This is a genomic window from Paraburkholderia lebeckiae (assembly GCF_050436225.1).
Lineage (GTDB): Bacteria > Pseudomonadota > Gammaproteobacteria > Burkholderiales > Burkholderiaceae > Paraburkholderia > Paraburkholderia tuberum.
In genome coordinates this window covers 50,889-74,182 of the sequence record NZ_JBNDLU010000003.1, presented here as the reverse complement: position 1 = coordinate 74,182, position 23,294 = coordinate 50,889, and the positions used below count along the sequence as shown (strand labels likewise).

21 protein-coding genes and 1 pseudogene are annotated in these 23,294 nt (G+C 61.6%); 11 read left to right on the top strand and 11 right to left on the bottom strand.

Going from position 1 to position 23,294, the window contains the following annotated elements; genetic code table 11:
* Nucleotides 1-5 precede the first annotated feature (5 nt).
* Together OKW45_RS35090 and OKW45_RS35085 are read left to right on the top strand one after the other, a co-directional pair.
* Complete coding sequence (locus OKW45_RS35090; protein WP_429473461.1) at nt 6-797, top strand: ABC transporter ATP-binding protein; 792 nt, start codon at nt 6-8, stop codon at nt 795-797.
* 19 nt (nt 798-816) lie between these two features.
* Complete coding sequence (locus tag OKW45_RS35085) at nt 817-2,427, top strand: HAL/PAL/TAL family ammonia-lyase (protein WP_429473460.1); 1,611 nt, start codon at nt 817-819, stop codon at nt 2,425-2,427.
* 77 nt (nt 2,428-2,504) lie between these two features.
* Here the strand turns inward: OKW45_RS35085 and OKW45_RS35080 are convergent.
* A pseudogene (locus tag OKW45_RS35080) lies at nt 2,505-2,639 on the bottom strand (IS6 family transposase); the annotation flags it as partial.
* 284 nt (nt 2,640-2,923) lie between these two features.
* Here OKW45_RS35080 and OKW45_RS35075 point away from each other — a divergent pair.
* Entirely contained in the window at nt 2,924-3,991 is a 1,068-nt protein-coding gene (locus OKW45_RS35075; RefSeq protein WP_429473459.1) for a purine-nucleoside phosphorylase, read from the top strand.
* A 499-nt stretch (nt 3,992-4,490) separates the two neighbouring features.
* Here OKW45_RS35075 and OKW45_RS35070 read toward each other — a convergent pair whose 3' ends face one another.
* Entirely contained in the window at nt 4,491-5,027 is a 537-nt protein-coding gene (locus OKW45_RS35070; protein WP_018422327.1) for a nucleoside deaminase, read from the bottom strand.
* Nucleotides 5,028-5,053: 26 nt separating this feature from the next.
* Entirely contained in the window at nt 5,054-6,166 is a 1,113-nt protein-coding gene (locus OKW45_RS35065; protein WP_429473458.1) for a BMP family ABC transporter substrate-binding protein, read from the bottom strand.
* 805 nt (nt 6,167-6,971) lie between these two features.
* Between OKW45_RS35065 and OKW45_RS35060 the strand changes: the two genes are divergently transcribed.
* Together OKW45_RS35060 and OKW45_RS35055 are read left to right on the top strand one after the other, a co-directional pair.
* Nucleotides 6,972-7,724 (top strand): type IV pili methyl-accepting chemotaxis transducer N-terminal domain-containing protein, encoded by a 753-nt coding sequence (locus OKW45_RS35060; protein WP_429473457.1) that lies wholly within the window; start codon nt 6,972-6,974, stop codon nt 7,722-7,724.
* A gap of 28 nt (nt 7,725-7,752) precedes the next feature.
* Entirely contained in the window at nt 7,753-8,001 is a 249-nt protein-coding gene (locus OKW45_RS35055; RefSeq protein WP_429473456.1) for a hypothetical protein, read from the top strand.
* 333 nt (nt 8,002-8,334) lie between these two features.
* Here OKW45_RS35055 and OKW45_RS35050 read toward each other — a convergent pair whose 3' ends face one another.
* The 3 genes from OKW45_RS35050 to OKW45_RS35040 form a co-directional block, all read right to left on the bottom strand.
* On the bottom strand, nt 8,335-9,366 hold the full coding sequence (locus tag OKW45_RS35050; RefSeq protein WP_184012222.1) for an AI-2E family transporter: 1,032 nt from the start codon (nt 9,364-9,366) through the stop codon (nt 8,335-8,337).
* A 47-nt stretch (nt 9,367-9,413) separates the two neighbouring features.
* The gene (locus OKW45_RS35045; RefSeq protein WP_429473455.1) at nt 9,414-10,085 is read right to left on the bottom strand and encodes a DedA family protein; all 672 of its coding nucleotides are present in this window, start codon (nt 10,083-10,085) and stop codon (nt 9,414-9,416) included.
* Nucleotides 10,086-10,836: 751 nt separating this feature from the next.
* Nucleotides 10,837-11,295, bottom strand: a complete 459-nt coding sequence (locus OKW45_RS35040) for an Lrp/AsnC family transcriptional regulator (protein WP_429473454.1) — start codon at nt 11,293-11,295, stop codon at nt 10,837-10,839.
* 124 nt (nt 11,296-11,419) lie between these two features.
* Between OKW45_RS35040 and OKW45_RS35035 the strand changes: the two genes are divergently transcribed.
* Both OKW45_RS35035 and OKW45_RS35030 read left to right on the top strand, forming a co-directional pair.
* A complete protein-coding gene (locus OKW45_RS35035; RefSeq protein WP_429473453.1) occupies nt 11,420-11,956 on the top strand; it encodes an RBBP9/YdeN family alpha/beta hydrolase in 537 nt (178 codons plus the stop codon).
* Nucleotides 11,957-12,719: 763 nt separating this feature from the next.
* On the top strand, nt 12,720-13,925 hold the full coding sequence (locus OKW45_RS35030) for a lactonase family protein (RefSeq protein WP_429473452.1): 1,206 nt from the start codon (nt 12,720-12,722) through the stop codon (nt 13,923-13,925).
* 732 nt (nt 13,926-14,657) lie between these two features.
* On the opposite strand, the gene OKW45_RS35025 is transcribed toward OKW45_RS35030, so the two are convergent.
* Together OKW45_RS35025 and OKW45_RS35020 are read right to left on the bottom strand one after the other, a co-directional pair.
* Nucleotides 14,658-15,566, bottom strand: coding sequence for an alpha/beta fold hydrolase (locus OKW45_RS35025; RefSeq protein ID WP_429473451.1), 909 nt, complete (start codon nt 15,564-15,566; stop codon nt 14,658-14,660).
* A 465-nt stretch (nt 15,567-16,031) separates the two neighbouring features.
* Complete coding sequence (locus OKW45_RS35020; protein ID WP_429473450.1) at nt 16,032-16,931, bottom strand: AraC family transcriptional regulator; 900 nt, start codon at nt 16,929-16,931, stop codon at nt 16,032-16,034.
* Nucleotides 16,932-17,101: 170 nt separating this feature from the next.
* Here OKW45_RS35020 and OKW45_RS35015 point away from each other — a divergent pair, with 170 nt between their 5' ends.
* The 4 genes from OKW45_RS35015 (at nt 17,102) to OKW45_RS35000 (ending at nt 20,012) form a co-directional block, all read left to right on the top strand.
* A complete protein-coding gene (locus OKW45_RS35015) occupies nt 17,102-18,055 on the top strand; it encodes an aldo/keto reductase (protein WP_429473449.1) in 954 nt (317 codons plus the stop codon).
* Nucleotides 18,052-18,273: a hypothetical protein gene (locus tag OKW45_RS35010; protein ID WP_429473448.1), complete on the top strand. Its 222-nt coding sequence runs from the start codon at nt 18,052-18,054 to the stop codon at nt 18,271-18,273. Before OKW45_RS35015 ends, OKW45_RS35010 begins: the two co-directional genes overlap by 4 nt.
* Before the next feature lie 400 nt (nt 18,274-18,673).
* Nucleotides 18,674-19,840, top strand: coding sequence for an acyltransferase family protein (locus OKW45_RS35005; RefSeq protein ID WP_429474014.1), 1,167 nt, complete (start codon nt 18,674-18,676; stop codon nt 19,838-19,840).
* Nucleotides 19,809-20,012, top strand: a complete 204-nt coding sequence (locus OKW45_RS35000) for an SGNH hydrolase domain-containing protein (RefSeq protein WP_503129165.1) — start codon at nt 19,809-19,811, stop codon at nt 20,010-20,012. The genes OKW45_RS35005 and OKW45_RS35000 overlap by 32 nt, the downstream gene beginning before the upstream one ends.
* 192 nt (nt 20,013-20,204) lie before the next feature.
* Here OKW45_RS35000 and OKW45_RS34995 read toward each other — a convergent pair whose 3' ends face one another.
* The 3 genes from OKW45_RS34995 to OKW45_RS34985 all read right to left on the bottom strand — a co-directional run bounded on the left by OKW45_RS34995 (nt 20,205) and on the right by OKW45_RS34985 (nt 23,290).
* Nucleotides 20,205-21,449 (bottom strand): citrate synthase, encoded by a 1,245-nt coding sequence (locus OKW45_RS34995; RefSeq protein ID WP_026226126.1) that lies wholly within the window; start codon nt 21,447-21,449, stop codon nt 20,205-20,207.
* A gap of 108 nt (nt 21,450-21,557) precedes the next feature.
* The gene (locus OKW45_RS34990; protein WP_429473447.1) at nt 21,558-21,947 is read right to left on the bottom strand and encodes a VOC family protein; all 390 of its coding nucleotides are present in this window, start codon (nt 21,945-21,947) and stop codon (nt 21,558-21,560) included.
* A 26-nt stretch (nt 21,948-21,973) separates the two neighbouring features.
* Nucleotides 21,974-23,290, bottom strand: coding sequence for an MFS transporter (locus OKW45_RS34985; RefSeq protein WP_429473446.1), 1,317 nt, complete (start codon nt 23,288-23,290; stop codon nt 21,974-21,976).
* Nucleotides 23,291-23,294 lie beyond the last annotated feature (4 nt).

Genomic DNA, 23,294 nt, shown 5'->3' with positions numbered 1-23,294 from the left:
ATCGTATGAACGCAGTCGCACCGGTCGCCCTGTCCGTGAGGAACATCCACAAGTCGTTCGGCGACCATCACGTGCTCAAGGGCATTTCGCTCGACGCCCACGAAGGCGACGTGATTTCGATCCTGGGTGCGAGCGGCTCGGGCAAGAGCACGTTCCTGCGCTGCCTGAACCTACTTGAGATGCCCGACGACGGCACCGTCGCGCTTGCCGGCGAAGCGCTGAAGATGAAGCGCCGCCGTGACGGCAAGCTGCAACCGGGCGACCGCCGCCAGGTGGACCGCGTACGCTCGCAGCTCGGCATGGTGTTCCAGAACTTCAACCTGTGGTCGCACATGACGGTGCTGGAGAACCTGATCGAAGGCCCGATGCGCGTGCAAAAGCGCAGCCGCGCCGAAGCGGTCGAGGAAGCCGAGGCGCTGCTCGCGAAGGTCGGCCTCGCCGACAAGCGCGGCCACTATCCCGCACATCTCTCGGGCGGCCAGCAGCAGCGCGTGGCAATCGCGCGCGCACTCGCGATGCATCCGAAGGTGATGCTGTTCGACGAGCCAACTTCGGCGCTCGATCCCGAACTCGTGGGCGAAGTGCTGCGCGTAATGCGCACGCTTGCCGACGAGGGCCGCACCATGCTCGTCGTCACGCACGAGATGGGCTTCGCGAAACACGTTTCCAATCGCGTGATGTTCCTGCATCAGGGCCAGGTCGAGTCGGACGGCACGCCCGCGGAGGTATTCGGCGAACTGAAGTCGGAGCGCTTCCGCCAGTTCGTGTCGAGCCATCAGGACCGCAACGCACATTGATCCATCGTCGGGGTTCATCATGACCGTCATCCGTACCGGAAGCCCGCTGGACTGGCGCGAAGTCTGCGCCGTCGCGGCAGGCGCACCGCTCGAGCTTTCCGCGCAAGCGCGCGAGCGCATTGGCGCCGCGCGCGCGCTCGTTGAGCAGATCATCGCGCGCGGCATGCGTGCCTATGGCGTGAACACCGGGGTCGGCGCGTTGTGCGACGTGGTGGTGTCGCCGGCCGAACAGCACACGCTTTCGCACAACATTTTGATGAGCCACGCGGTGGGCGTCGGCGCGTCGCTCGGCGCGCAGGAGACGCGCGCGATCATGGCCGCAGCCATCAACAATTACGCGCACGGGCATTCGGGCGTGCGCGTTGAACTCGTCGAGCGGCTCGTCGCGCTGCTCGAGGCCGATTGCCTGCCCGAAGTGCCCGCGCTTGGTTCGGTCGGCTATCTGAGCCACATGGCGCATATCGCACTCGTGTGCGTCGGCGCGGGGCACGTGAACTGGCGTGGTGAGCGCATCAGCGGTGCCGAGGCGCTGCGCCGGCAGGGGCTCGAACCCTTGTCGCTCGAAGCGAAAGAAGGTTTGAGCCTCGTGAACGGCACGCCGTGCGTGACCGGGCTCGCGGCGCTCGCGCTGCAACGCGCGCACCGGCTGCTCGACTGGGCTGACGCCGTGGCGGCGATGAGCTTCGAGAATCTCGGCGGGCAGATGGTGGCGTTCGACGCGGGCTCGCTCGCGTATCGCGTCTCACCGGGCCTTGCGCAGGTCGGCGCGCGCATGCGCGCAGCGCTGCTGGGCAGCGGTCTGCTGGCGGCGGCACTCGGACGGCGTACGCAGGATCCGCTCAGCATGCGCACGATTCCGCATGTGCACGGTGCGGCGCGCGATGTGCTGGCTGCGACGGCCGAAGTCGTGAACCGCGAACTCGCCTCGACGACTGACAATCCGATCATCGCCGGCACGCCCGAGGAGCCGCGCGTGTTCTCGCAGGCGCACGCCGTCGGCGCGTCGATCGCGCTCGCCATGGACAGCCTCGCGGCTGCGGTCGCGCAGGTGGCCGCGATGGCGGAGCGGCGTCTCGATCGTCTCGTCAATCCGCTCGTGAGCGGGTTGCCCGCGTTTCTCGCGCAAGCGAGCGGCACGCGCTCGGGCTTCATGATCGCGCAATACACGGCTGCGGCGCTGGTCGCGCAGAACCGCCGCGAGGCCGCGCCCGCGAGCCTCGACGGCGGTGTGACGTCCGGCTTGCAGGAAGATCACCTTTGCCACGCCACGCCGGCCGCGCTCAAGGCGCTGGCCGTCATCGACAACAGCGGCCGCATATTTGGCATTGAACTGCTTGCCGCGGTTCAGGCATACGACCTGCAGCCTATCGCGGCCGAGCGCGCGCCGTATACGCAGGCGTTGTATAGCCAGGTTCGCGCTGTCTTGCCGACCTACCGTGACGACCGTCCGCTTGCGGACGACATGGCACGCGCATTCCACATGATCATGGATGATGGTCCGCCGCCGTTGCCCGGCCCGCTGACGGTCCGGCCCTCACGGGATTTCTGCATTCCGGCGCCAACGGACTCCGTGGCGGGCAGCGCGGCGGCCTCGGCGAACGATGCTTTGCCCGGGGCGGTCGGTACTTGAGGCTGGCGTCGCGCGGCGCGGCATAGCCATCGAGCATGATGGTCTTTGGCGGCTTGCCCTGATGTTTGGTTGCCTTGCTGCTCGGTCATCATCTCGACAAGATCACGCAGGCCGAGCTTGTAGCGCAGATACCAGCGCACGCACAGAATGATCACGTCGCGGTTGAAGTGGCGGCCTGAGAACAGTTCGTCCTTACTCTTCAGCTTGCTCATTGTCGGATGATGAGATCGGGGGCAACACTTTAATCGATTCACCTTCACTATTTGCGCCAGAACCAGTCGCTGTACGTTCTGTCAGCCGTTGCCGTCTCGTCCGCATCGAAATTCGCCGCCGCTTGGCAATACAGATTTTTCTCTGCTTATACTCACAGTCACCTGAACGGCTCACGCCCAGGTCCCACGCTGCACGCCGACAAAAAACTACGACGTCAGTCGACAACACGGCACGCGACTCACGTTTCGCAACCGCAGTTCTTACATATCAGGTGGGACCTCTTATGCTAAATCGTGCTTTTGGTGTAGCGATTTCATCGTTGCTCGTGGCAGGCGCGGCAGTTGCACCGGCCATCGCGCATGCCGACGACAGCTTCGCGCGGGACGACGGCGGGTCGCATGGCCGTCCGGTCAAGGTGATGATCATTTCGATGTTCGGTCCGGAAGGCCAGGTGTGGCTCGATCATCTCGGCCCGTGGCAGGACATCACCGTCGCGGGCCTGTCTCCTGACTACCCTGCCGTACACTGCAATCGCCAGGAGGTCTGCGTGATGACGACGGGCATGGGGCACGCGAATGCCGCCGCGTCGATCATGGCGCTGACGTTCTCGCCGCGTTTCGACTTGCGTCATACGTACTTCATGGTGGCGGGCATCGCTGGTATTGATCCGCTTCAGGGCACCGTCGGTTCCGCTGCGTGGGCGAACTGGCTCGTCGACTTCGGGATTCAATGGGAAATCGACGGACGCGAAATTCCGCCGGGCTGGAATACCGGCTATCTCGGCATCAACACGACGGGCCCGACGCAGAAGCCGCCGCTCGACTATCGCACCGAAGTGTTCCAGCTCAATCCGGCGCTTTCAAACGCGGCATTCGCGCTGTCGCGCAACGTGACGCTGACCGACGACGCACAGGCGCAGGCTGCCCGCGCCAAATACAACTATGCGCCCGCGAACCGTCCGCCGACCGTGATCCAGTGCGACACGCTGGCGGGCGATACCTGGTGGTCGGGCACCGATCTCGGCGAGCGCGCGAGGCAATGGACGAAGATCCTGACCGACGGCAAGGGCACCTATTGCACGACGCAGCAGGAAGACAACGCCACTTTCGAGGCGCTGACGCGCGCGGCGATCGTGCATCGCGTTGACCTGAACCGTGTCGCGGTGCTGCGCGCTGGCTCGGACTTCGACCGGCCGTACGCGGGCCAGTCGAGCGCGGACAATCTGCTCAACTACTCGTCGCAGGGCGGCTTCACGATCGCGATCGACAATCTGTTCCTCACGGGCAATCCGCTCGTGCAGGACATCGTCACGCATTGGGGCGAGTGGCGCGACGGCGTACCGCAGCGGTAGCGCGTTTGCGGCGTGGTGGAGGGTACCGCGTGCCGGTCTGCACAGCGATCGTGTCCACCGTTGTCGTCTGCTGCCGCGGCACGAGCGGTGGCCACGCCTACGCCAACGCGGACCGGTGGTGTGCTCGGAGCACCGGCATGCGACGTCACGCGATCTGACCGCGCCATCTCAGCATTTGTGCTCCTACCTCACCGGAAAAGTGCGCGCGAGGGTCGGTCAGCGACTTGCTCCGCTCATGCTCGTTCCAGTGAGCGCCGCTGGCTTCCTCGATCGCCGGCGTGAGTTTGCGAGGCGCAGGGCTTTCACCATCGAGTCATGCGAGGATGCTGTCCGTCTCTCAGCGTGGGGGTACGTTCGGGTGGTCTGATCCGGCGAACGGCCGCAACTGCGCAAGGCCCGAACTGAGCCCTGCGGGCGCGGTGACTGCGGCGGCCGCTGCGCGGGCGGTGGCGGCTCCGCGCGCGGCATGATGCGAACATAAGGCCGCGATGCGCCATGCTCATCGGCGTCCCCAGAACCTGCGCTGCACCTGCATCACTTCTTCCTCAACCTCGGCCACGGGCCCAACCAGTTCAATGCGCTTCTGGCAATGGTCGAAGACATACCGCGACGACACACTCATCGTCGCATTCTCTGCATGATTGCCCGTGGCTTGCAGCAGCCGCTCTTCCGTCATTGCAAAAACCACCCGCCCAATGTTGGCCCAATATGCCGTGCCTGCGCACATGCAACATGGCTCAACCGTCGTATAGAGCGTGCAACCCCACAAGAATTGCGGCGTGAAGTTGAGCGCGGCGATACGCGCGAGCACCGCTTCCGCATGATTGACGGAATCGACATTGCCCTGTTCTATTAGAACCGACTCCTGATCAGGCCCGACGAGTATGGCGCCAAACGGGTGACGGCCCAACAGCATCGCACGTTCTGCGATAACGCTTGCATGACGCAGATGGCGGACGATCTGCTCGCGTGTCGGCGCGAGCCCCTGCTCAGGGAGCTCCGACGCGTTCTGCTTCGGGGAAATGGTAAGGCTCAAGGTGTGTCTCCTCCACGTTGGCTCAGTTACTTCGGTAACGTGCCCTCGACCCCCTGCACGAACCAGTTGAGCCGCAGCAACTCGGCGTCGGGCAGCGAAGTGCCGGCTGCCACCTTGATTGCGCCATTCTGATCCCTGATCGGCCCGGAGAACGGATCGAATCTGCCAGCGATAATGTCGTCGCGCTTTTGCGCCAGCGCCTTTTGCGCGGCAGGCGATACGGCTGCAGTGTTGATGTCAGCGAGGTCGATTGCTTTTTCCTTGAGACCCCACCACGTCGGCGCGTTGGTCCACGTGCCGGATTGCACCTGTTCGATCAGGTGAGAGTAGTAGACGCCCCAGTAGCTCACGCATGCGCCCAGTTGGGCATTCGGGCCGAACTTCTTCATGTCCGAGTCCCAACCGAACGCGTGCACTTTCTTCTGCTCGGCAGTCTGCATTGTCGCCGTCGAATCGGTGTTCTGGATCAGCACGTCGGCTCCCTGGCCAATCAGCGTTTCGGCCGCCTGTTTCTCCTTGCCTGGATCGAACCAGCTACTGATCCATATGACCCGTACCTTCGCATTCGGATTGATCGAACGCGCACCCATTGTGAAGGCGTTAATGTTGCGGACCACTTCCGGGACCGGCACCGAGGCGACGAATCCGAGCGTGTTCGTCTTCGTCGTATAGCCGGCGATGAGCCCAGCCAGATAGGCACTCTGGTACGTTCGCACGTCATAGGTCGCAAAGTTCGTGGCCTTCTTGTATCCGGTCGCATGCTCGAAGACGACCTCGGGATAATCCTTTGCAGTCTTCAGTTCGAAGTCCTGGAATCCGAAGCTCGAGCCCACGATAATCTTGTTGCCCTTGTTCGCGAGGTCGCGAAACACGCGCTCCGAGTCGGCGGATTCGGGTACGTTCTCGACGCGCGTGACCTTGATCTTGTCACCGAACCTCGCTTCGATCGCCTTCACGCCCTGTTCGTGTGCGTAGGTCCAGCCAGCGTCACCGGGGTTGCCGAGGTAGACGAACGCGACGCCCATCGGCACCGCGGCGGTGGCAGTGGGGCTCAACGCGACATAGATGCCAAGCGCGGCAAAAAGCGTAACCGCAGGGCGCAGTGAGCGCACCACCGCGCGAGCGAAGTTTGTTCTCATGGAGTCTCCGAAGATGGGAACTGGAAGGAAACGACGCCAGTCGGCAGACGACTGGCTGCGTCGCGTCAGCGATGATGGTGAGTCAATATCAAGGCCGAAATATTGATTCGTTATGTGTTGTATAACGGAATAGATATGAAGCCATTGGGAAATTGGGCTGCGGATCGCGGAGTTCGAATAGGACCGCGCCAAAGCAGGGGCACTACGCCGCGGTATGGCGATCGCTATTGTTGGCCGCGAGCGTCGGACACCATCGCTCGAAGCTGCTCTCGGGGCGATAAATCGTTATCGCGAGGATTGCAGTTTTCGCTATCACGGCAAGGCACGCTAGCCGAATGAGCGGACAGGTTAGCGCTTCTGTGGACACCGCTAGTGGAAATTGCGAGCTGCAACAACGGACACGCGCCGCACGGCTGTGCCGCCCGGAGCAAAGCCGTGAACCATCTACTCCGCGTGCCCGCAATAGGTGCGATGCACCAACAGGAGGCGCATCAGGCACGTCAAAGGGGCCGGCGTTTGAGCGCAGGGACCCTGACTATTCGTCGCCACCGGGTGCGGTCTCGCGGAGCGCCTGATGGCACATGTATTGCTGTGTTGAAAGTGTCGGGCCAACGGTGGCCCAATCAAACGAAGACCCCGCAAAAACGGCGGGTACTTGATCATGCGGGGCAACGGCGTCCCGAAGTGACACTGTGGGCATAGTTTCCATGTCCGGTGCGCTTCGGGACGCTTTTTTGTTTGCCCGAAGGGGGCACGACGCTTCGCCTCGCATATCGGACCATTCTCGGGATCAGGTGCGTTACTCATGATGAACAGGCGGGACCTTACAGATACGGTATCGGGGGAAATCGTTGGTGAACTCATCAACCTCGCGGGCCGGCAGCGCATGCTCTCGCAGCGCATCGTGCTACACGTTCTGCTGAGCGTCCGTGGCGAAGCGGCGGCGCTTGCCGTCGCACGGACGTGCCTCGCGACGTTTGCGCAGGCGCACGCCCAGCTAGTCGATGGCGACGATCGCTTACCCGGCGCGTTCTCGGACGCGCTACGCACCCTCTATTTTGGCTCGCAGAGGGCCGACGAGCGCATTCGTGGCTTCATGAGACTCGCAGCGGACGCCATCGAAGCGCTCGAACGGAATCCCCAGCCGGTTTGTGTACTCCGCGACGAAGCCGTTGGCCGGCTCACCGACGAAGCCTCTCCGCTGCTGGATCTTCTGCAGGCCATTACGCAGGCATATCAGGACGAAATGCAGAGTGTCGAGACGGCGGCGCGCCGGCGTCAGTTAGCCGTCGTCGACGAACTGGCAGCGATCTCCATGCGTGCAAACATCGTCGCGCTGAATGCGCGCGTTGCTGCCGCGCGCGCGGGGCAGTTCGGACGCGAATTCGCTGTGATTACGGGGGAACTGGCGCACGTGATCGGCGAAATGGACAACCTGGTGCAAAGCGCCGTCGGCGCACGCAGAGGTGTCGATGCCAGGGACGGCGCGGTAGCGCTTCGCCGAGGGCGAATCGACGGAGCCGGAATTCAACGGATGCATAGCCGTTACACGGGTTGAAATCCATTTACCCTGGAGAGCTTGGTTCTTGTCGATGCACCGTTCAACAATTGACGTCGCCGACCAGGCGAGGTTAGGGCCGCTGCCAGCCGAGCCGGATGGTTGGCTCTTTGCGATAAGCAGAATTGTTCCTGAAGCGGCGTTGTCGTACGTGCGAAACGCGGCGGATATTGGCCCAGACCGTGTCAAAACGGTTCGTCGTTTGGGAGCGGACGATCGTGGCTCCGTACTTTCGCCAACAAAAATCTTTGATCGTGAACTTGAAGATCAAACGTAAGCGGCTCAGCTGGGCCGTTCGTCCATTCGCGCGCGTGTGAGGCATGATGGCGAACTGGAGCTGGCGGTCAGGTGGCGGGATTCTGCGGACTGGCTCGCGTGCAGCCTTCTGGCTTTCGCTGTAATAGATCCGGCGGCCTCTGTTTCATTTGCAACACTCCCGCCGCTCATGCGACGTTCATTGTGTTGCATCGACCGATTGAATCCGCCCAGGTGCAGCGGACATACGTCCCCTGTTCGCCAGTATCGCATCCCTTTACGAGAGTGATGAGGCGCGCGCCACGCGCACAAAGTATCGCTGAAATTAACGGACGTCACCGACAGGCGAACAACGTTAGTCATCGTTCGTCAGGAGAACTGCGAAACGACGTGTCGATTCGAAGGTGGAAAACGCAATGACCAGGCCGACCGTGATCGGCACTGCGAGGAAGGCGCCCGCGATGCCCCAGATCGACGACCACACCGCCAGATTGATCAGGATCACCGCGGGGCTCAGGTTCAGTGAGCCGCCCATCAGCCACGGGTCGAGGAGATGGCCGACCACGAAGTTCGCAAGCGTGAGCGAGATGAACAGCACGATCGCCGCGTTCCACTGGCCGAACTGCAGCGCGGCGAGCAGCGTCGGCACCGCGACCGAGATCCACGAGCCCGCATACGGGATGAAGTTCAGTAGGCCGGCAAGCACCGCCCAAAGCTCCGCGAATTCGAGTCCGACGAGCCGCATGCAGATCCAGCTCGCGATGCCGAGGATCGCGCCGAGCAGGGTCTTCATCGCGAGATAGACGCCGATCTTCGAGTTGATCTCGTCGATTACCGACACGATCCGCGTCGAGTCGCCCGCGAAGTTCACGAGCTTGCGGCGGTATTTCGCGTGCTCGATGAGAAAGAACGTCGCATAAAGCAGCACGACGATGATCGCCGCGAGCAGCGACGACACCGACGACAGCGTGGCGGTTATGATCGCCTGCACGTTGACGCTCGCTAACAGATCGCGGCGGATCGCAGCCCAGTTGGCCTCCGTTTCGATGTGCAGCAGCGCGGCGAACTTCGTAAACAGTACGAGCAGCGTCGCCTCGTACTTCGGCGCGACGGCCATCAGCCGGTCCCTGTCGGACAGCAGCAGGTCGACCGACAGGTAGACCGTGAAGAGCATCAGCGTCGCAGCGATCGCGTGGCGCAGGCCGTCCCGCAGGCGTGGACCGAGGTAGGGAATGCGGCGCAGCAGGTTGGCGAGACCGAAGACCACGTACGTCGCGATGATGCCGAACGCAATTGGCACCAGCACGGGGCGGCCGACATACAGTCCCCACCCGAGCAGTGTGGCGAGCACGGCCGCACATGTGCATTTCAGCAGACCCAGGTTCATGCGTTTCCTCGCGAGCAGCGCTGCCTGGCGGGTTGTGGGCCGCCGCGTCAGTCGCAGCGGGACTTTTCGTCGGATAGCGTCGGGTCGGTGGCGCGGCGCTTGTGCCGTCCTCGCCACAGCAGGCTCACGACGAGCGCGACGACACCCGCGCCGATCACGATCGCCATCGCAGCCGGCAGGTGCGAGCGGACCCACGGCACGTTGCCGAAAAAATACCCGGGACCCGCGAGTGAGCATATCCAGATCACCGCGCCGCCGGTCGCGAAGCGCACGAAGCGGCGAAACGGCATCTTCGTCGCGCCGGCGAGCGCGGGCGCGACGGCCCGGACGATTGCGATGAACGGAGAGTACAGCAGCAGTGCGGCGCCGTGACGTACGTAGAGCGCGCGCGTTCGCGCAGTCACCTTGTCGATCCAGCCGCTGCGCTTCGGGTTCCATACCGACGCGACGGCACGTGCCAGCGCATAGTTGAACACTTTTCCTGCAACCGCGGCCGCGACCAGCAACGGCGCGAGCCACACAGGCTGCAGCACGCCGACGGCAGCGAGCGCGCCGGACAGGAACAGGAGCATGTCCGCGGGCAGAATGACGAGCGGCAGTACGCCGACACTGCAGAAGACGATCGCCCCGAGGATTGCGTAGGCCAACGGCCCATGCTGGAGCAGCAGCGCTTCGAGGTCCTGGTCCAGTTGCAAGACGAATTGCACGAACGTGGCCATGTGTGCCGGCTACGTGTCCGTTGGTGGAGGGGAAGTATAGCGGCAAGCGCGCAGCAGTCCCGCACTGTGTGGCAGGCGGGCGCAATCGCGTTGCGCATCTTGACGTCGCGAGCAGCGGTCCACGGCTGTATGGTCGCATCTTTCGCGCGTTTCTCAACGCCGGGCGCTGCCGGCGACGGAAACTGTCGGGGTAATGCTTTCGTGCCGGCCGTCCCGCCGTTGGTGTGCAGCCGCATCGCGAGATTTTGGTAGTACGCCAACTTTACCAAGTAGGGGTGAAAGCCGCGCAGACAGGGCCGCGCCGAAGTCAGAGCCCATGCCTTGCCGCGCGCTTCCCGATGACACGAGATGGTCATACGCGATGGCGCGCAGCCATTAGCACTCAACGTACTGTAAGTACGAGCCCTGATCGCGTCGGGTTCCTTCGGCACCTTGTCGCCTGGCCGGAAATCGGCGGCTTTCATGTTCTCGTGCAGATGGACAACGGACGACGTGCCCGGAATCTGCACGATGTGCGGGGATCGATGTAGCAGCTACGTTAGCGCGACGTACATCGGCGTCGCATTCAGACGCGAAGCGATCTGTGAAAGCCAATCTGATTGAATCGGCGAAAAACCGCCAAGCGGAGCGATCAACCATGGCCGGCGATCCCGGCGTCGCATTCGATCGTCTATTCTCGGCCCGTCACTGCCTCACTCGATCGGCATATGTCGACCCCGGGCGGTCATCCAGACTTCTACAAAGCAGCCCGTCAAGTCTGCGATCCGAGGATCGCCTTCGGCGGATAGCTCGCTAGCACGACAGAAGTGGTCACGGGCCCGAATCTGGCAAGCGCGTCGATTGCGGTTTCGAGCTGGGCCATCTCTTCAACCACAATCCGAACGATGAAGCAGTCTTCACCAGTGATCCGGTGCGCCTCGACGATCTCAGGCATTGCTTCGAAGGCGCTCAGGCAACGCTTAATCTCAGCGTGGGTGGTGCGGATTCGCACGATCGCCGCAATGCGCCGACCGACGAGGCCGGGATTTATCCGCGCCGCGTAGCCCTCGATGACTCCCCGCTCCTCGAGGCTCCTGATGCGGGCGGTGACAGCCGGCTGAGAAAGCCCGATCTGCTTCCCAAGTTCCGTGTTCGTGACACGTGCATTGCGCTGAAGCACCTCCAGAATCCGCCAGTCGAGCCTGTCCAACGTTACCGGCTTAGTTTTCATTTGTTAGCACCCTCAAGCACCGTCAATTCGTTTGTGTATGACCATCAATCCATTTGTTTTGCGATGTTGCCTGAATTCGCGGGCTTTTACACTGGATGCTCATTCACCCATGGAGATCTGGTAGATGGACTACCCCGTTTTTGTTGTTCCTGGCATCGGCAGCTCCGGTCCATTGCACTGGCAGAGCGTATGGCAAGCCGCGTATCCGGATTGGCAACGCCTCGCAGTCGCGGACTGGGATTACGTCGTCTGCAATGACTGGGTATCGGCGCTAGAAGGGCAGCTAGCGGCAAACGCGAGGGAAACTGTCATAGTGGCGCACAGCCTCGGATGTCTCGCCGTGGTCCATTGGGCTGCCCGGTATGCGCGGACGATTCGCGGCGCACTGCTCGTGGCCGTGCCGGACCCGGCATCGCCGGCATTTCCCCGCGTAGCCACGAGCGGATTCGCGCCTTTGCCATCCGAGCGGTTGCCATTTCCGACCACCGTCGTATCCAGCATCAACGACCCGTATGGCAGCTTTGACCACGCACGTGCCTGCGCAATGGCATGGGGCAGCGAACTCGTCGAAGTTGGAGCAAAGGGACATCTCAACGCGGACAGCAACCTGGGCGATTGGCCCGAAGGTTTTCAATTGCTGATGAAGATGAACGACGGTTGATCCGGTTCCCAACCGCCAGCGTCCCCACTCTAGCGTGCGAAGTCGGATCGCTTACGCATTCTCTTTGCCACGGTTGACTTGCATGGCCAGCAGCGGCACTTCGCGATTCGCCTATGGATGTCTGTTCTGTGCAATGCACGTAAGCCGCCTCTCGACAGCCGCGTCTCATAATGGACGACGCTGCCCGAGAGGGCGAGTGGCTTTGCCAATTTGCTCGATATCCTTGTAGCCCGTTTCAACCTCACGATTTATGTCGTGCACATATCGCGCTATAGAGCCTGGTGGGCAGAAGTTGAGATGGAACTGCGCTAAACCGACGACGCCGACCGACGACTTTGTTCACCGGCGCCCTCGCCGTTCTGTCCGGACGCGCCTAAGATCCGTCAGCGCCGCTGTCCGCTTACCAAATCAATTTGCTCTGACATAATAGCGAACAAAAATAAGCAGTCGCTTCCAATCAAACAAGAACTATTCATAAAGAGCAGACACTATTATGACGGATTCGTTACGTCGCAACTACAATGCGAAAACAACGGGGGCTTCACCTGTATCACTAACGAAACGCTTCGCCTGCATCGCGGCTGGCGCTTTGCTGCTGACACTGGCTGCCTGCGGCGGCGACGTTACGCCGAGTAGTCAATCGGCCACGTCTCCAACGACGCCCCAGACATCACCAACGTCACCACCGGCGGCACCCAGCAACCCAGCGGCGCCGTCCACCCCTTCAGCGTCAACCTTCACAGTCGGCGGCACAGTGGCAGGCATGCCGAGCGGCGTATCGCTCCAACTTAGTAATGGCAGCAGCGATGCCGTAACGATTTCCGCCAATGGGTCATTTGCGTTTCCAGCAGCACTGTCCAGCGGTGCCACGTATTCGGTAACGGTCGCAGTTCAGCCCGCTGGCGAGACGTGCGTCGTGACGAGCGGCGGGGGTGTGGTCGCGGCATCCAACGTCACAACGATTGCGGTCAACTGCGACCAGACGGAATTTGCGCTTGTGCCGAACCGCGCGGACGGGACCACATCGGTCTATCGAATCGACCCCACGACCGGTGCGCTCAATCCGGTGCCGGGTAGCCCGTTTCCCACCGGATCGGAGCCCAATGACATCACGGTCTCCGGGAACATTGCATATATCGCGCAACTTGGGTCAAACACGGTACAAGGTTTCGCCATTAATCCGTCTACCGGCTCGCTCACTGCTCTTGCCGGCGCCGTCGCAGTGGGGCTAGCTCCGGCATCGATAGTCAGTGATTTATCTGGCAAGTTCGTCTACGTGGCGGACACGGGAAGTGACGCAGTGACGACGTTGAGCATCGATCCAACAACTCATGCGCTCACAACAATCGGTACCACCACAATCGGAGACGTACCGACAGCCCTGGCCATCTCTCCTACCGGGCAGTCACTGTATGTTGGAGACTGGAACAGCAACTCCGTTTCGAGTTTCACGATCAATGCGGCGACCGGTGCACTGACGGCGGCGCCCGGCAGCCCTAGCTTTGTCGGCTCTCAGCCAGTCGCAATCGCTGTCGCGCCATCTGGGCAGTACGTCTATACAATCCTCAGTGGGGGCAATGAAGTCGCGATGCAGAGCGCAGACCCGTCGACAGGTCAATTGGGCTTGAGTTCCTTCTGGGTAGGCGCAGGCCTCTCCTCCATGGCCATTGCGCCGTCGGGAAAGTTCGCCTATGCGGGCGAGATAAGCGGCAACACGATTCAGACATTCGACTTCCTCCCAACGAACGGCTTTCTAATGTCCACAGGCATTCAGATATCGTCAGGCTCTGAGGCAGAACATATCACCATCGATCCGACCGGACGATGGCTGTACGCGCCAACAGTTTCAGGGACGATTGCCGCATTTGCGATTGACGCAAACACGGGAGCATTGACGGCGGTCCCGGGCAGCCAGGTTCCAACCGGCAACGGGCCGACAACGCTTATAGTCGCGCGACCGGTGCCTTGAAAGCCTTGAGCCTACTGGCGGCGATCGACGCCGCCAGTCGATTCGCGCTCACCTGCACGCCCCCGGCAGTCTCCCAGCCTGAGTCATTGGATTGCGCCGCCACGCGTCAGTTTGGGCGCTACGACATTGAACCATGTTCGCGTTCCTTCCCACGGCTCAGTCGTCACGTATGTCAAGCGCAATAACTGGCTGCGAGGCTACGCGTGCCGCGGCAAATCGCTTTGCCGTCGGCGGCAGCGCCGATAGCCAACGATCAAATGCAGTACGGGCAGTGAGTGTCTCAATTTGGTATGCGAACGGACTTCCTTCGACGTCTCACGAATGGCGCATATGGGGTCGACATGAGCCCGTCGTCGTCGGGCCCGGTCCGGCCATGGAGCGGCATGAGAAGAGTGGGCGGACGCTTGCGGAAGGGCGATCGATATTTGACGTCAAACAGGCGAACGGAGCGAGCGTGCAGTGGAACGAACAGCGGCCCGCTCAGGTTGCGCGGTTGATCAACGTGAGGTGCGCGACAATTCGGGTCGCAAATCCATGTCAGCCGGCAACCACCATATCTGCATGCGCATGACGATGAACGTCCCGCGCGACGGAGTCGGCGCTCAATTTGACCGCAGACATAGACCATAACGGCAATATGGATGTGCTCGCAGCTTCATGGTCTGCCGGCTGCGCCGCCAAGTTACGTCCCGCCTTGGGCGCCCGGGTACCGTGGATTCGATCGGCGGCGGGTCAGGAATGCTTTCCCAAGAACGCTAGCAGCGCGTCGTTCATTGCCATCGGATTGCGCAACTGCACGAGGTGGTCAGCGCCGGTTATGACCACCCGCTCGCTTCCGGCAATACAACGAAGGAGGACATTGTCGATTTCGCGAAAGAACGCAATGCTGTGGTCCCCTTCGATGATAAGCGTCGGTGCTTTGATGGTCCCAACCTGGACGCATCCCACTGCAGGTGGCGTCGCAGCCATAAACGGTCCCATCGTCTTAGCGTTATCACTCAGCATGGCAACGAACGAGGGCGGCAGTTTATCCCAACCGTTTGAATCTCCAAGCAACGAATCCATCATGACTTGGGTAGCTTTCAACGAATCGCCCATCTTCAATGCGTCTTTTGCCAATGGCGCAGGCTTGAAAAAGTCCCCTGCGGCCGCCTTTCCTGCCGGAGAATCTAAAACCGTGAAGATGGATGCTTCCTCGAGGACCAGCGATTTCACCAGTTCCGGGTGCTCCATCGCGAGTTGCGCCGCCACCTGACCTCCGAAAGAGTGACCGACTAGGTGAACCGGGCCAACGTTGAGCGATTTGATAAAAGCCGCCAGGTCGGCTGTATGTGTTTGCATGCTGTAAAGGCTGCCGTTGTCTTGCCACTCGTTGGGGGTGTGGTATCGCATGCTGTACGCGACAAACCGGTAGTGTGCCGACACTGCGTCGCGCTGTGCCGCCCATGCTCTGGTGTCAGCCCAGGCGCCGTGCACGAAAACGACCGTCTCGCCCTGCCCAGCCTCGGTGTACGCGAGGTGAGTACCATTAACCGAAGCGACCTTTTCAGGAGGATAGACCGACGGACTTTTACAGGCGGTAAATGAAAGTGCCGCTGCCAAAAGAAGAGCCATCAAAATTATCTGCTTAATGGGATTCATGGCACGCCTCGCTGAATTTGGTGGTTACGCCTCTCCGGGTGCAGCAGCCGAGCCGGGACACGGCATTGCGCGCGTACGAACGCCTGCCCGTGCGAAGCGTCAGTAAAGGTTCGCCGCCGGACTCTATGACCGGGGGACGCGAGCCAGGGCCGCGCAGGAGAGCGCAAAGCGGCTGGTGTGTCGCCTTTTGGCAACGGGTCACGTCGCGTAGTCGTGGCGCATGCAGTGCGTAGCCCTGCTGTCGTTATAGGCCTATCACCTGGACATTGCCAGACACATGGACAGCTCGAAACCTATCGTTTCCGCAATGGCCGCCAGGCCGTCTGGAAGCCGACGTCCACGCGATGTTTGGTCGTCCGGGCGCACGGGTCGAACTCGGCAAATTGGCATCAGGCTCAGTTTGGCCCATAGCGGCTGCCCAGCAGGAAGAAGAGGTAGCTGAGGCTCTGTGTCGCCAGACTGAACTCAAGCGACCACTGCCAAGCCCGGCGAAGCGCGCAAGCGGGCTATGTCGCGCGCCGGCGGTTCTCCAAAGTGGCGGCGATATTCGCGACTGAACTGCGACGGGCTCTCGTAACCCACGCGGAGGGCTGCAGTCGTGACGTCGATGTCCTGGACCAGCATCAGGCTGCGCGCGTCCTGCAGCCTGAGCTGCTTCTGGAATTGCAGCGGCGTCATCGCCGTCACAGCGCGAAAATGCTCGTGCAGGCTCGACGGACTCATGCCTACTTCCGCGGCAAGCCGCTCGATGCTGAACCGTTCCCGAAAGTTCTTCCCGATCCAGGCGATGGCGCGGCCGACCTGGGCCACCCGACCCTGGCTGAAGGTGATGTGGCGCATCCTGGCGCCGTCCGGGCCGGCGAGCAGGCGATAGAGAATTTCCTGCTCCGCAAGCGGCCCGAGCACGGGCAGCGCTGCTGGATCGTCGAGCAGGCGCAGCAGGCGTAGCGCCGCGTCGAGCAGAGCGGCGCCGGCGTCGGACACTGTCTTGCCTATAGGCGGGGATGGCGCTCCCGGCGGTGGCGGCACGCGCAACGCGAACTCCCCCAGCATGACCGGATCGAAATCGAGGTACAGGCAGAGATAGGGTTTATCAGGCGTCGCCTCGACCACATGGCCTATCACCGGCAGGTCGTAGGTCACGACTCCATAGCGCCCCGGTGCATATCTGAACACGCGGTCGCCCAGTGTGACCTCCTTGTGCCCCTGCGCGACGAGGCACAGTTGCGGCCGGTAAACATTCGGCATCGGCATCGTCACCGTGGAGGATCGAACAAGCGTCACGCGTTCGATTGGGGTGGCCTGGAAGCCATCCTTCGAGACGTGTCGGGCAATCACGGAAGCGATTTCGGTCAATGTTTCCATGAATCTGACTATCGCACGCGCGCGGGAGGGCGGCAATGCGAACCGGGCTTCTGGAGGATTGGGCAGTAATTCCGGCGCATCAGGCTCACGGTTCGACGTCGCGGCGCATCACACTGCAGGCGGCGCCTGGGTCACAGCAAACCCGGCCGCACAACAAGTATGGAGCAAACATGACAATCGATAACTTGAAGACCCCCACGATCGCACTGGGCACCTGGGCCTGGGGCGACAGCGGCGAGACTGGCAACGGCTACTTCGGCAGCCCGCTGACTCAGGCTGGCCTGGAAGATGTCGCCGACAAGGCCCATGCGGCAGGGTTCATCCTGTGGGATACCGCCCTGGTGTACGGCATGGGCCGTTCCGAAACCGTACTCGGGGAAGTACTGAAGCGCTACGCCCGCAGCGACTACCAGCTCTCCACGAAGTTCACCCCACAGGCCGCGGGAACCAGCGACGATCCGGTGGCGGACATGCTGGAGCAGAGCCTGACCCGCCTCGGTACCGACTACATTGACCTCTACTGGATTCACAATCCCGCCGATGTGGCGCGATGGACGCCGCACCTGATCCCGTTGCTGAAGAGCGGGAAGGTCAAACATGTCGGCGTCTCAAATCACAACCTGAGCGAAATCGAACTCGCCGATCAGATCCTCGGCGAAGCCGGGTTCCGGGTCGAAGCCATCCAGAACCACTACAGCCTCCTCTACCGCAACTCTGAGGATGCCGGCATCCTCCACTACTGCCGCAGCCGCGGCATCCCATTCTTCGCCTATATGGTGCTCGAACAGGGCGCCTTGACCGGCAAGTACAGTCCGGAGAACCCGCTGCCAGAAGGCAGCAACCGGGCGGAGACTTACAATGGCATGCTGCCTCAGTTGAAGGCGCTGACGGACAAACTTGCCTCGATCGGCCAGAAGCAGGGTGCAGCCGCTCCCGATGTCGCGACGGCTTGGGCTATCGCCAAGGGGACGACGCCGATCATTGGCGTCACCAGGCCCAACTACATCGATGGTCTGGTCCGGGCCACCAGCATGACGCTCGCCAGCGACGACATTGCAGAGCTGGAAGCTCTCGCCGACGCGGCTAACGTGAACACCCGCGGCTGGTGGGAACAAGAGTTGTGAGTCTGCATGACCAAGGTAACCTGCTCGGCCGAGGATATGCAGAAGGCTATAAACATGAAGCTCGAAGAGGCCGGACTAGGCCCGACCTATCGGTCGGCCTGCCCGACGGACACAACTGGCATTTCATCGATGTTCTGACGGGTAAGGTGGAAGAGATCACCGCAGTGATCGCGGTGCTCTCCGACGCACGCCGCAAATACATCGTGGCCGACGAGTAAGTCCGGTTCTCACGCAGCACCCCGAGGCAGGGCGTCGTTCTTTTCTTGCGGCTCTCCCGTAAGCGCCCCGCTTTTTACGGCATCATCAGTCATGCTGTTGACGCAAATGCCCGACGACAACTCAGTACTGCCCTCAAACGCCGACGGGCAGGTCGCGTGCTGCCGATCGATGCCATGCGGTGTTCAAGCTGTGCATGCAGATCCCATGAGGCAGCGACCGGGCCACAAGCGGTCAGCCGACATAGCAGCTCGAATCGCTAACAATCCGGGCTGAATGTCGAGGCAACGCAATGCGGTTCTCATGCACAGGAAGCCGTTAAACTGTTAGGTTGTCGAGCGTGACGGCATGAGGGAGCGCCGTGCGCAATACTTAGAATGCATTTAGTTCGGGCGGCACTAGCTGACCCTACCGCCAAGTGGGGAATTTAGAAAAAACATAAACGGCCTGCGCGCGATTGCGGTTATAGCAGTTGTTCTCTTTCACTATGGCGTCAGGTATTTCGACGGTGGATATGTCGGCGTAGACGTTTTTTTCGTCATCTCCGGCTTCCTGCTGACGTCGATCGCACATGGCAGGCTCCAAAAGCGCCAATACTCCGCCGTTCAATTCCTGTTGAACCGTCTTCGCCGGATATTCCCTGCCCTTCTGGTGACAGTGATTGGATGCTGGATATGGGCGACATTGTTCTACCTGCCCGATGACCTCAGCAGGCTTGTTCGGAACGGCACAGCGGCGCTTTTATTCCGGTCGAACTATGCGTTCCTCGGCGACGCGGGTGGATATTTCGTGCCCGACGCGCGCTCGAACATTCTATTGCATACGTGGTCGCTCGCGGTTGAGTCTCAGTTCTACCTCATGTTCGCGATCACGTGCGCGCTGTTCTGGCCAGCGGCCGCGGCAAGGCGGAAGGTGGCGGGATGGTTGTTGTTTGGCGTTGTCGGTCTATCGTCGCTGGTATGGTGTGTCGTCCATACGCCTGCGCATCAGCCGAGCGCCTTTTACCTGCTATGGGGCCGCGCGTGGGAGTTCATGGCTGGGTCGGCGGTGGCTCTGCTCCCGGCCAGAAAGCGTCGCGGCGCTGCGAACGTCGTGGCGGTTGCGGGCGCGGCCCTGTTGTTGGCCGCGGTTTTCGATCTTCGCGCGGACGATCCGTATCCCGGTTGGAGGGCGATTCTTCCTGTCGCGGGCACCGCGCTCATCATCTATGCGGGTGAAGGTTTTCTGACGACGGTTCTTTCCGGCTGGCCGCTTCAGTTTCTCGGCGCAATTTCCTATTCGGTTTATCTATGGCACTGGCCGATCCTGCTCATGTTTCGAGAGCGTGCGGGTGCCGAGCCGTCGCCACTGCAGGTGGCGCTTCTGATTCTTGTGTCAATCGCGGCTGGATGGCTTTCCTACGCATGTGTCGAGCAACCGGGACGAAAGCGATTGCGCAATGTTTCCATCACGGTCTTGCTGGCGGCTTGCGTCGCCTCAGGCTTCGCCTTTACTGCGGTTCTCAACAAAACGGACGGCCTGCAAGGCAGGCGACATTGTGAAGCAGGTTGGAAATGTAACCCTCGTTGACCCATTCGAAGCGCTTTGCAATCAGCAAGTGTGTTTCACAGTCAAGGACGGAGTAGGGCCGTACAAAGACACCGACCATCTGACACAAGACGGCGTGAGGCTGCTGGCTCCGCGTCTATCGTCAGCGATCCGACAGTCTCTGGTAGACATCGGCGCGATCGAGAAGCCGTGAGCAGGTGAAGAATGACAGCAACAAGTTAGCCCTAAAGGGACCTAACCCAGGACAGCGTCGAGGCGTGGATCAAGTCGGCAGCGGTGGGGGCAACTGACTTCCTGTTCCCGAGCCGACTCCGCGAGTCACCGCACATCTCGACGCGCCAGTATTCGCGCGTGGTGCATCGGTGGGATCCGGGTGACTCGTCTCTCAGCGCCCAACCGGCTTAAATAGGCGATTCTTGTCGAGCGTGGCTGGATCGAGCGTATTCTCGCTGCCTTCCGCAGGCGACTCGGGGGCGGCGTCTTCCAGTGCAGGCCCAGTATAGCGGCCTCGTGGCCGTATGACCTTGCTCACCCGGAGTTGCTCAATGCAGTGCGCGAGCAAACCCACGCTCCGGGCTGTTGCGAACAACGCGAACGACGCATCGCGCGGCAACGCCAGCTGAGCCGTCAAGGCCGCAAGCGCAACGTCGATATTTGGCTTGAGCCCGGTCAGCTCAACTACCTCGTTGATGAACGACATGATCTCTTGAGGCGGATTCAGCACTTCGAGCACTGCGGCCGCCCTCGGATCGCCGTCCGGATACAGATGATGTCCAAACCCGGGGATCGGAATGGCCGACTGCAAGTGATGGGCAACCACGTGCTGCGCACCGAGTCTTCCGACGTCGTCGAACACGGCCCGCACGCGGCCTGACGCGTCGCCATGCAGCGGGCCGGAGAAAGTCGCGAGTCCCGTGAGCAGGCATCCGGGCAGCGACGCGCCGGTGGAGGCGGTAATCCTGGCGGCGAACGCGGAACTCGTAATCTCATGGTCGGCCAGGAGGACTAAGGCACGGCGGATAAGTTCGGCGCCATCGCGGTCCTGGCCCCAACCAAGCGCGAGCCGCTCATGCGTCATTTGTGCGTTCGCGCCGCGTCGCGCACCAAACGCTTGTGCGATGAGCGTCACGAGCCGGCCGGCCTCGACATGCAGTGCGCTGTCCGTGCGTCCGAGGGTCGAGTGTCCACAGGCCGCGAGCGCTGCCAGCGATGTGAACGCGCATTGCCTGCCGCGCTCGTCGCCCTGTAGCGGCAACTCGCCGCTTTCGAAGGAGACGGGGGCGCGCGCGTTCCAGAGAATGGCCGCCACGTCTTCAAGCGTCGCCGCGTCCGAAAGCCGGATGCTATCCCGCCCCCGGTAGTAGGGCCGGCCTTTTGAGAAGGTGGTAATGCTGCTGTAAATGCAGGGTTCCGCACCGAATATGGTCCCGGCGGCGAGCGCTTCGCGCTTGCGTCCCACCTGTTTTTTACGGCACAGAACGGCGACGTCCTCCGCGCGATAGAGGCTCTTGCGTGGGTCGAGCGGATCCGGCATGACCGCGATGGTACCTCGACTTACATACGCATAGACAGTCTGCGCTTGCACTCCGAGTTGTCGAGCCGCTTCAGTCAGAGTGATCCAGTTTCGCATGGGATGGCAAGCCAAGTGATGCAGCGCAACGGGGCAACGGGGGAGGGACGACGCAGATCGCGCCTTGCACTCGAGCACGACCGATCCAGCGCCAATATTGACGTTTTTTCAGGTAAAAGTCATCTCGGCGGGTCGTCGCTCCAGTATCTCAACGAGAATGTCACCGGGCGACCGCACGAAGCAGGCTCTGACGCCGGGGCGAACCTGCTTGATCGGTTCGACGATTTCCGCGTCGCAGAGCAACAGATGCACGAACGCCGCGTCGATATCGTCCACGACCACGCCGAAATGATCTATGCCCTGCTGCCGCTCGCAGCGAGGGTGGCCGGCTTGGGCGCTCGCCAGCGAGGTGATGAAAAGGTTGATGCTGCCGATGCGCAAATCCACTCGCCCAGGACGACGCACGATCTCGGCGTTCAGGCAGCGCGCAAACCATGCCGCAGTGGCTTCGGCGTCCGCCGAGCACAGTTGCAGATGATCCCACTTGAATTCAATCATCCGATTTCACCGTATAGCTGAAAGCATCACAGTTCGATGCGGGAAAGCTTGCCCAGCAGCACGGAATACGAAAACGTTCCGAGCAGGCAGATCGCGCCCATCAGGTTGAGGGCCCAGTAGAAGTGGCCGGTGTGCTGGGTGATGTAGCCGATCATGAGCGGCGTGGTGACGGCCGCGATGTTGGCCGCGAGGCTCGTGATGCTGCTGGTCAGTCCCACGTACTGTCGAGGCGCGATTTCGGAAACGGCGGCCCACGACATCGACCCGACGCCCTGCGCGAAGAACGCGATCGTCAGGATGGCGATCACCAGCTCGTTCGACTCGACGAAATTGACAAGCACGATAGACGCGCCGAGCATCGTGCCGATGATGAGCGGAGCCTTGCGCGCTGTCGAAAGCGCCACTCCGCGCCGGATAAAAAAGTCCGAAAGGGAGCCGGCCACGAGGATGCCGACCGTGGCGCCGATAAAAGGCAGTGCCTGGAAGATCCCAACCTTGATCATCGACATGTGACGCGCTTCGATCAGATAGGTCATGAACCACGTGGTGAAGAAGACCAGCAGCGTGTTGTTACAGAACTTTCCGAGACAGATGGCGAGAACCTGCCGGTAGCTGAGCAGCTTGAGCGCCATGCGCCAGTCGAACTTCTCGCGGGGCTTGCGCGTCGCCGCGGCACCTTCATTGATGTATCGCAGCTCGGTGGCATTCACGCGCGGGTGCTGATGCGGATCGCGGTAAACCCGGTACCAGAGCAGACTGAACAGAATGCCGAAGCCACCGGTCACATAAAAGACTGTGCGCCAACCATACGCGGCGGAGATCCACAGCAACAATCCGGTGAACAAGGGCGTCCCGATGTATTGCCCCATTACATAGACGCTGGTCGCGAAGCCGCGTTCCCGGGCGGGAAACCACAAGGTCACGGCGCGTGCGTTTGAAGGGAAGGCCGGCGCCTCCAGTGCGCCGATGGCGAGCCGCGACCCGAGCAGCATCTGATAGCCGGTCGCGAAACCCTGCGTCAGCGTGGCGAATGACCAACCGACTAGAGACAGCGCATAGGCGAGGCGTGAGCCGAGAATGTCGGTCAGCACCCCGCCGGGCACCAGCGCAATGGAATAGGCAAGACCAAATGCCGCAAACAGCTCGCCCATCTGCATCTTGTTGAGCGCCAGCCCCTTCGCGAGGTCCGGCGCAACGATGCCCAGCGCCGACCGGTCCACGTAATTGAGAATGGTGGCCATGAGCAACATCGAGAGCACGACGTAGCGGACTCTGGAGCGATTCGTGGTATCCGCGTAAGCCGGGGTTCCCACCGGCAATGTTTGTTCCTCTGCGATTTTCATCGGT

Excerpts from the sequence above, each read along its gene's own strand:
- OKW45_RS35090 (WP_429473461.1), top strand. The coding sequence starts at position 6 with ATGAACGCAGTCGCACCGGTCGCCCTGTCCGTGAGGAACATCCACAAG.
- OKW45_RS35085 (WP_429473460.1), top strand. The coding sequence starts at position 817 with ATGACCGTCATCCGTACCGGAAGCCCGCTGGACTGGCGCGAAGTCTGC.
- OKW45_RS35075 (WP_429473459.1), top strand. The coding sequence starts at position 2,924 with ATGCTAAATCGTGCTTTTGGTGTAGCGATTTCATCGTTGCTCGTGGCA.
- OKW45_RS35065 (WP_429473458.1), bottom strand. The coding sequence starts at position 6,166 with ATGAGAACAAACTTCGCTCGCGCGGTGGTGCGCTCACTGCGCCCTGCG.
- OKW45_RS35060 (WP_429473457.1), top strand. The coding sequence starts at position 6,972 with ATGATGAACAGGCGGGACCTTACAGATACGGTATCGGGGGAAATCGTT.
- OKW45_RS35050 (WP_184012222.1), bottom strand. The coding sequence starts at position 9,366 with ATGAACCTGGGTCTGCTGAAATGCACATGTGCGGCCGTGCTCGCCACA.
- OKW45_RS35045 (WP_429473455.1), bottom strand. The coding sequence starts at position 10,085 with ATGGCCACGTTCGTGCAATTCGTCTTGCAACTGGACCAGGACCTCGAA.
- OKW45_RS35040 (WP_429473454.1), bottom strand. The coding sequence starts at position 11,295 with ATGAAAACTAAGCCGGTAACGTTGGACAGGCTCGACTGGCGGATTCTG.
- OKW45_RS35035 (WP_429473453.1), top strand. The coding sequence starts at position 11,420 with ATGGACTACCCCGTTTTTGTTGTTCCTGGCATCGGCAGCTCCGGTCCA.
- OKW45_RS35030 (WP_429473452.1), top strand. The coding sequence starts at position 12,720 with ATGCCGAGCGGCGTATCGCTCCAACTTAGTAATGGCAGCAGCGATGCC.
- OKW45_RS35025 (WP_429473451.1), bottom strand. The coding sequence starts at position 15,566 with ATGAATCCCATTAAGCAGATAATTTTGATGGCTCTTCTTTTGGCAGCG.
- OKW45_RS35020 (WP_429473450.1), bottom strand. The coding sequence starts at position 16,931 with ATGGAAACATTGACCGAAATCGCTTCCGTGATTGCCCGACACGTCTCG.
- OKW45_RS35015 (WP_429473449.1), top strand. The coding sequence starts at position 17,102 with ATGACAATCGATAACTTGAAGACCCCCACGATCGCACTGGGCACCTGG.
- OKW45_RS34995 (WP_026226126.1), bottom strand. The coding sequence starts at position 21,449 with ATGCGAAACTGGATCACTCTGACTGAAGCGGCTCGACAACTCGGAGTG.
- OKW45_RS34990 (WP_429473447.1), bottom strand. The coding sequence starts at position 21,947 with ATGATTGAATTCAAGTGGGATCATCTGCAACTGTGCTCGGCGGACGCC.
- OKW45_RS34985 (WP_429473446.1), bottom strand. The coding sequence starts at position 23,290 with ATGAAAATCGCAGAGGAACAAACATTGCCGGTGGGAACCCCGGCTTAC.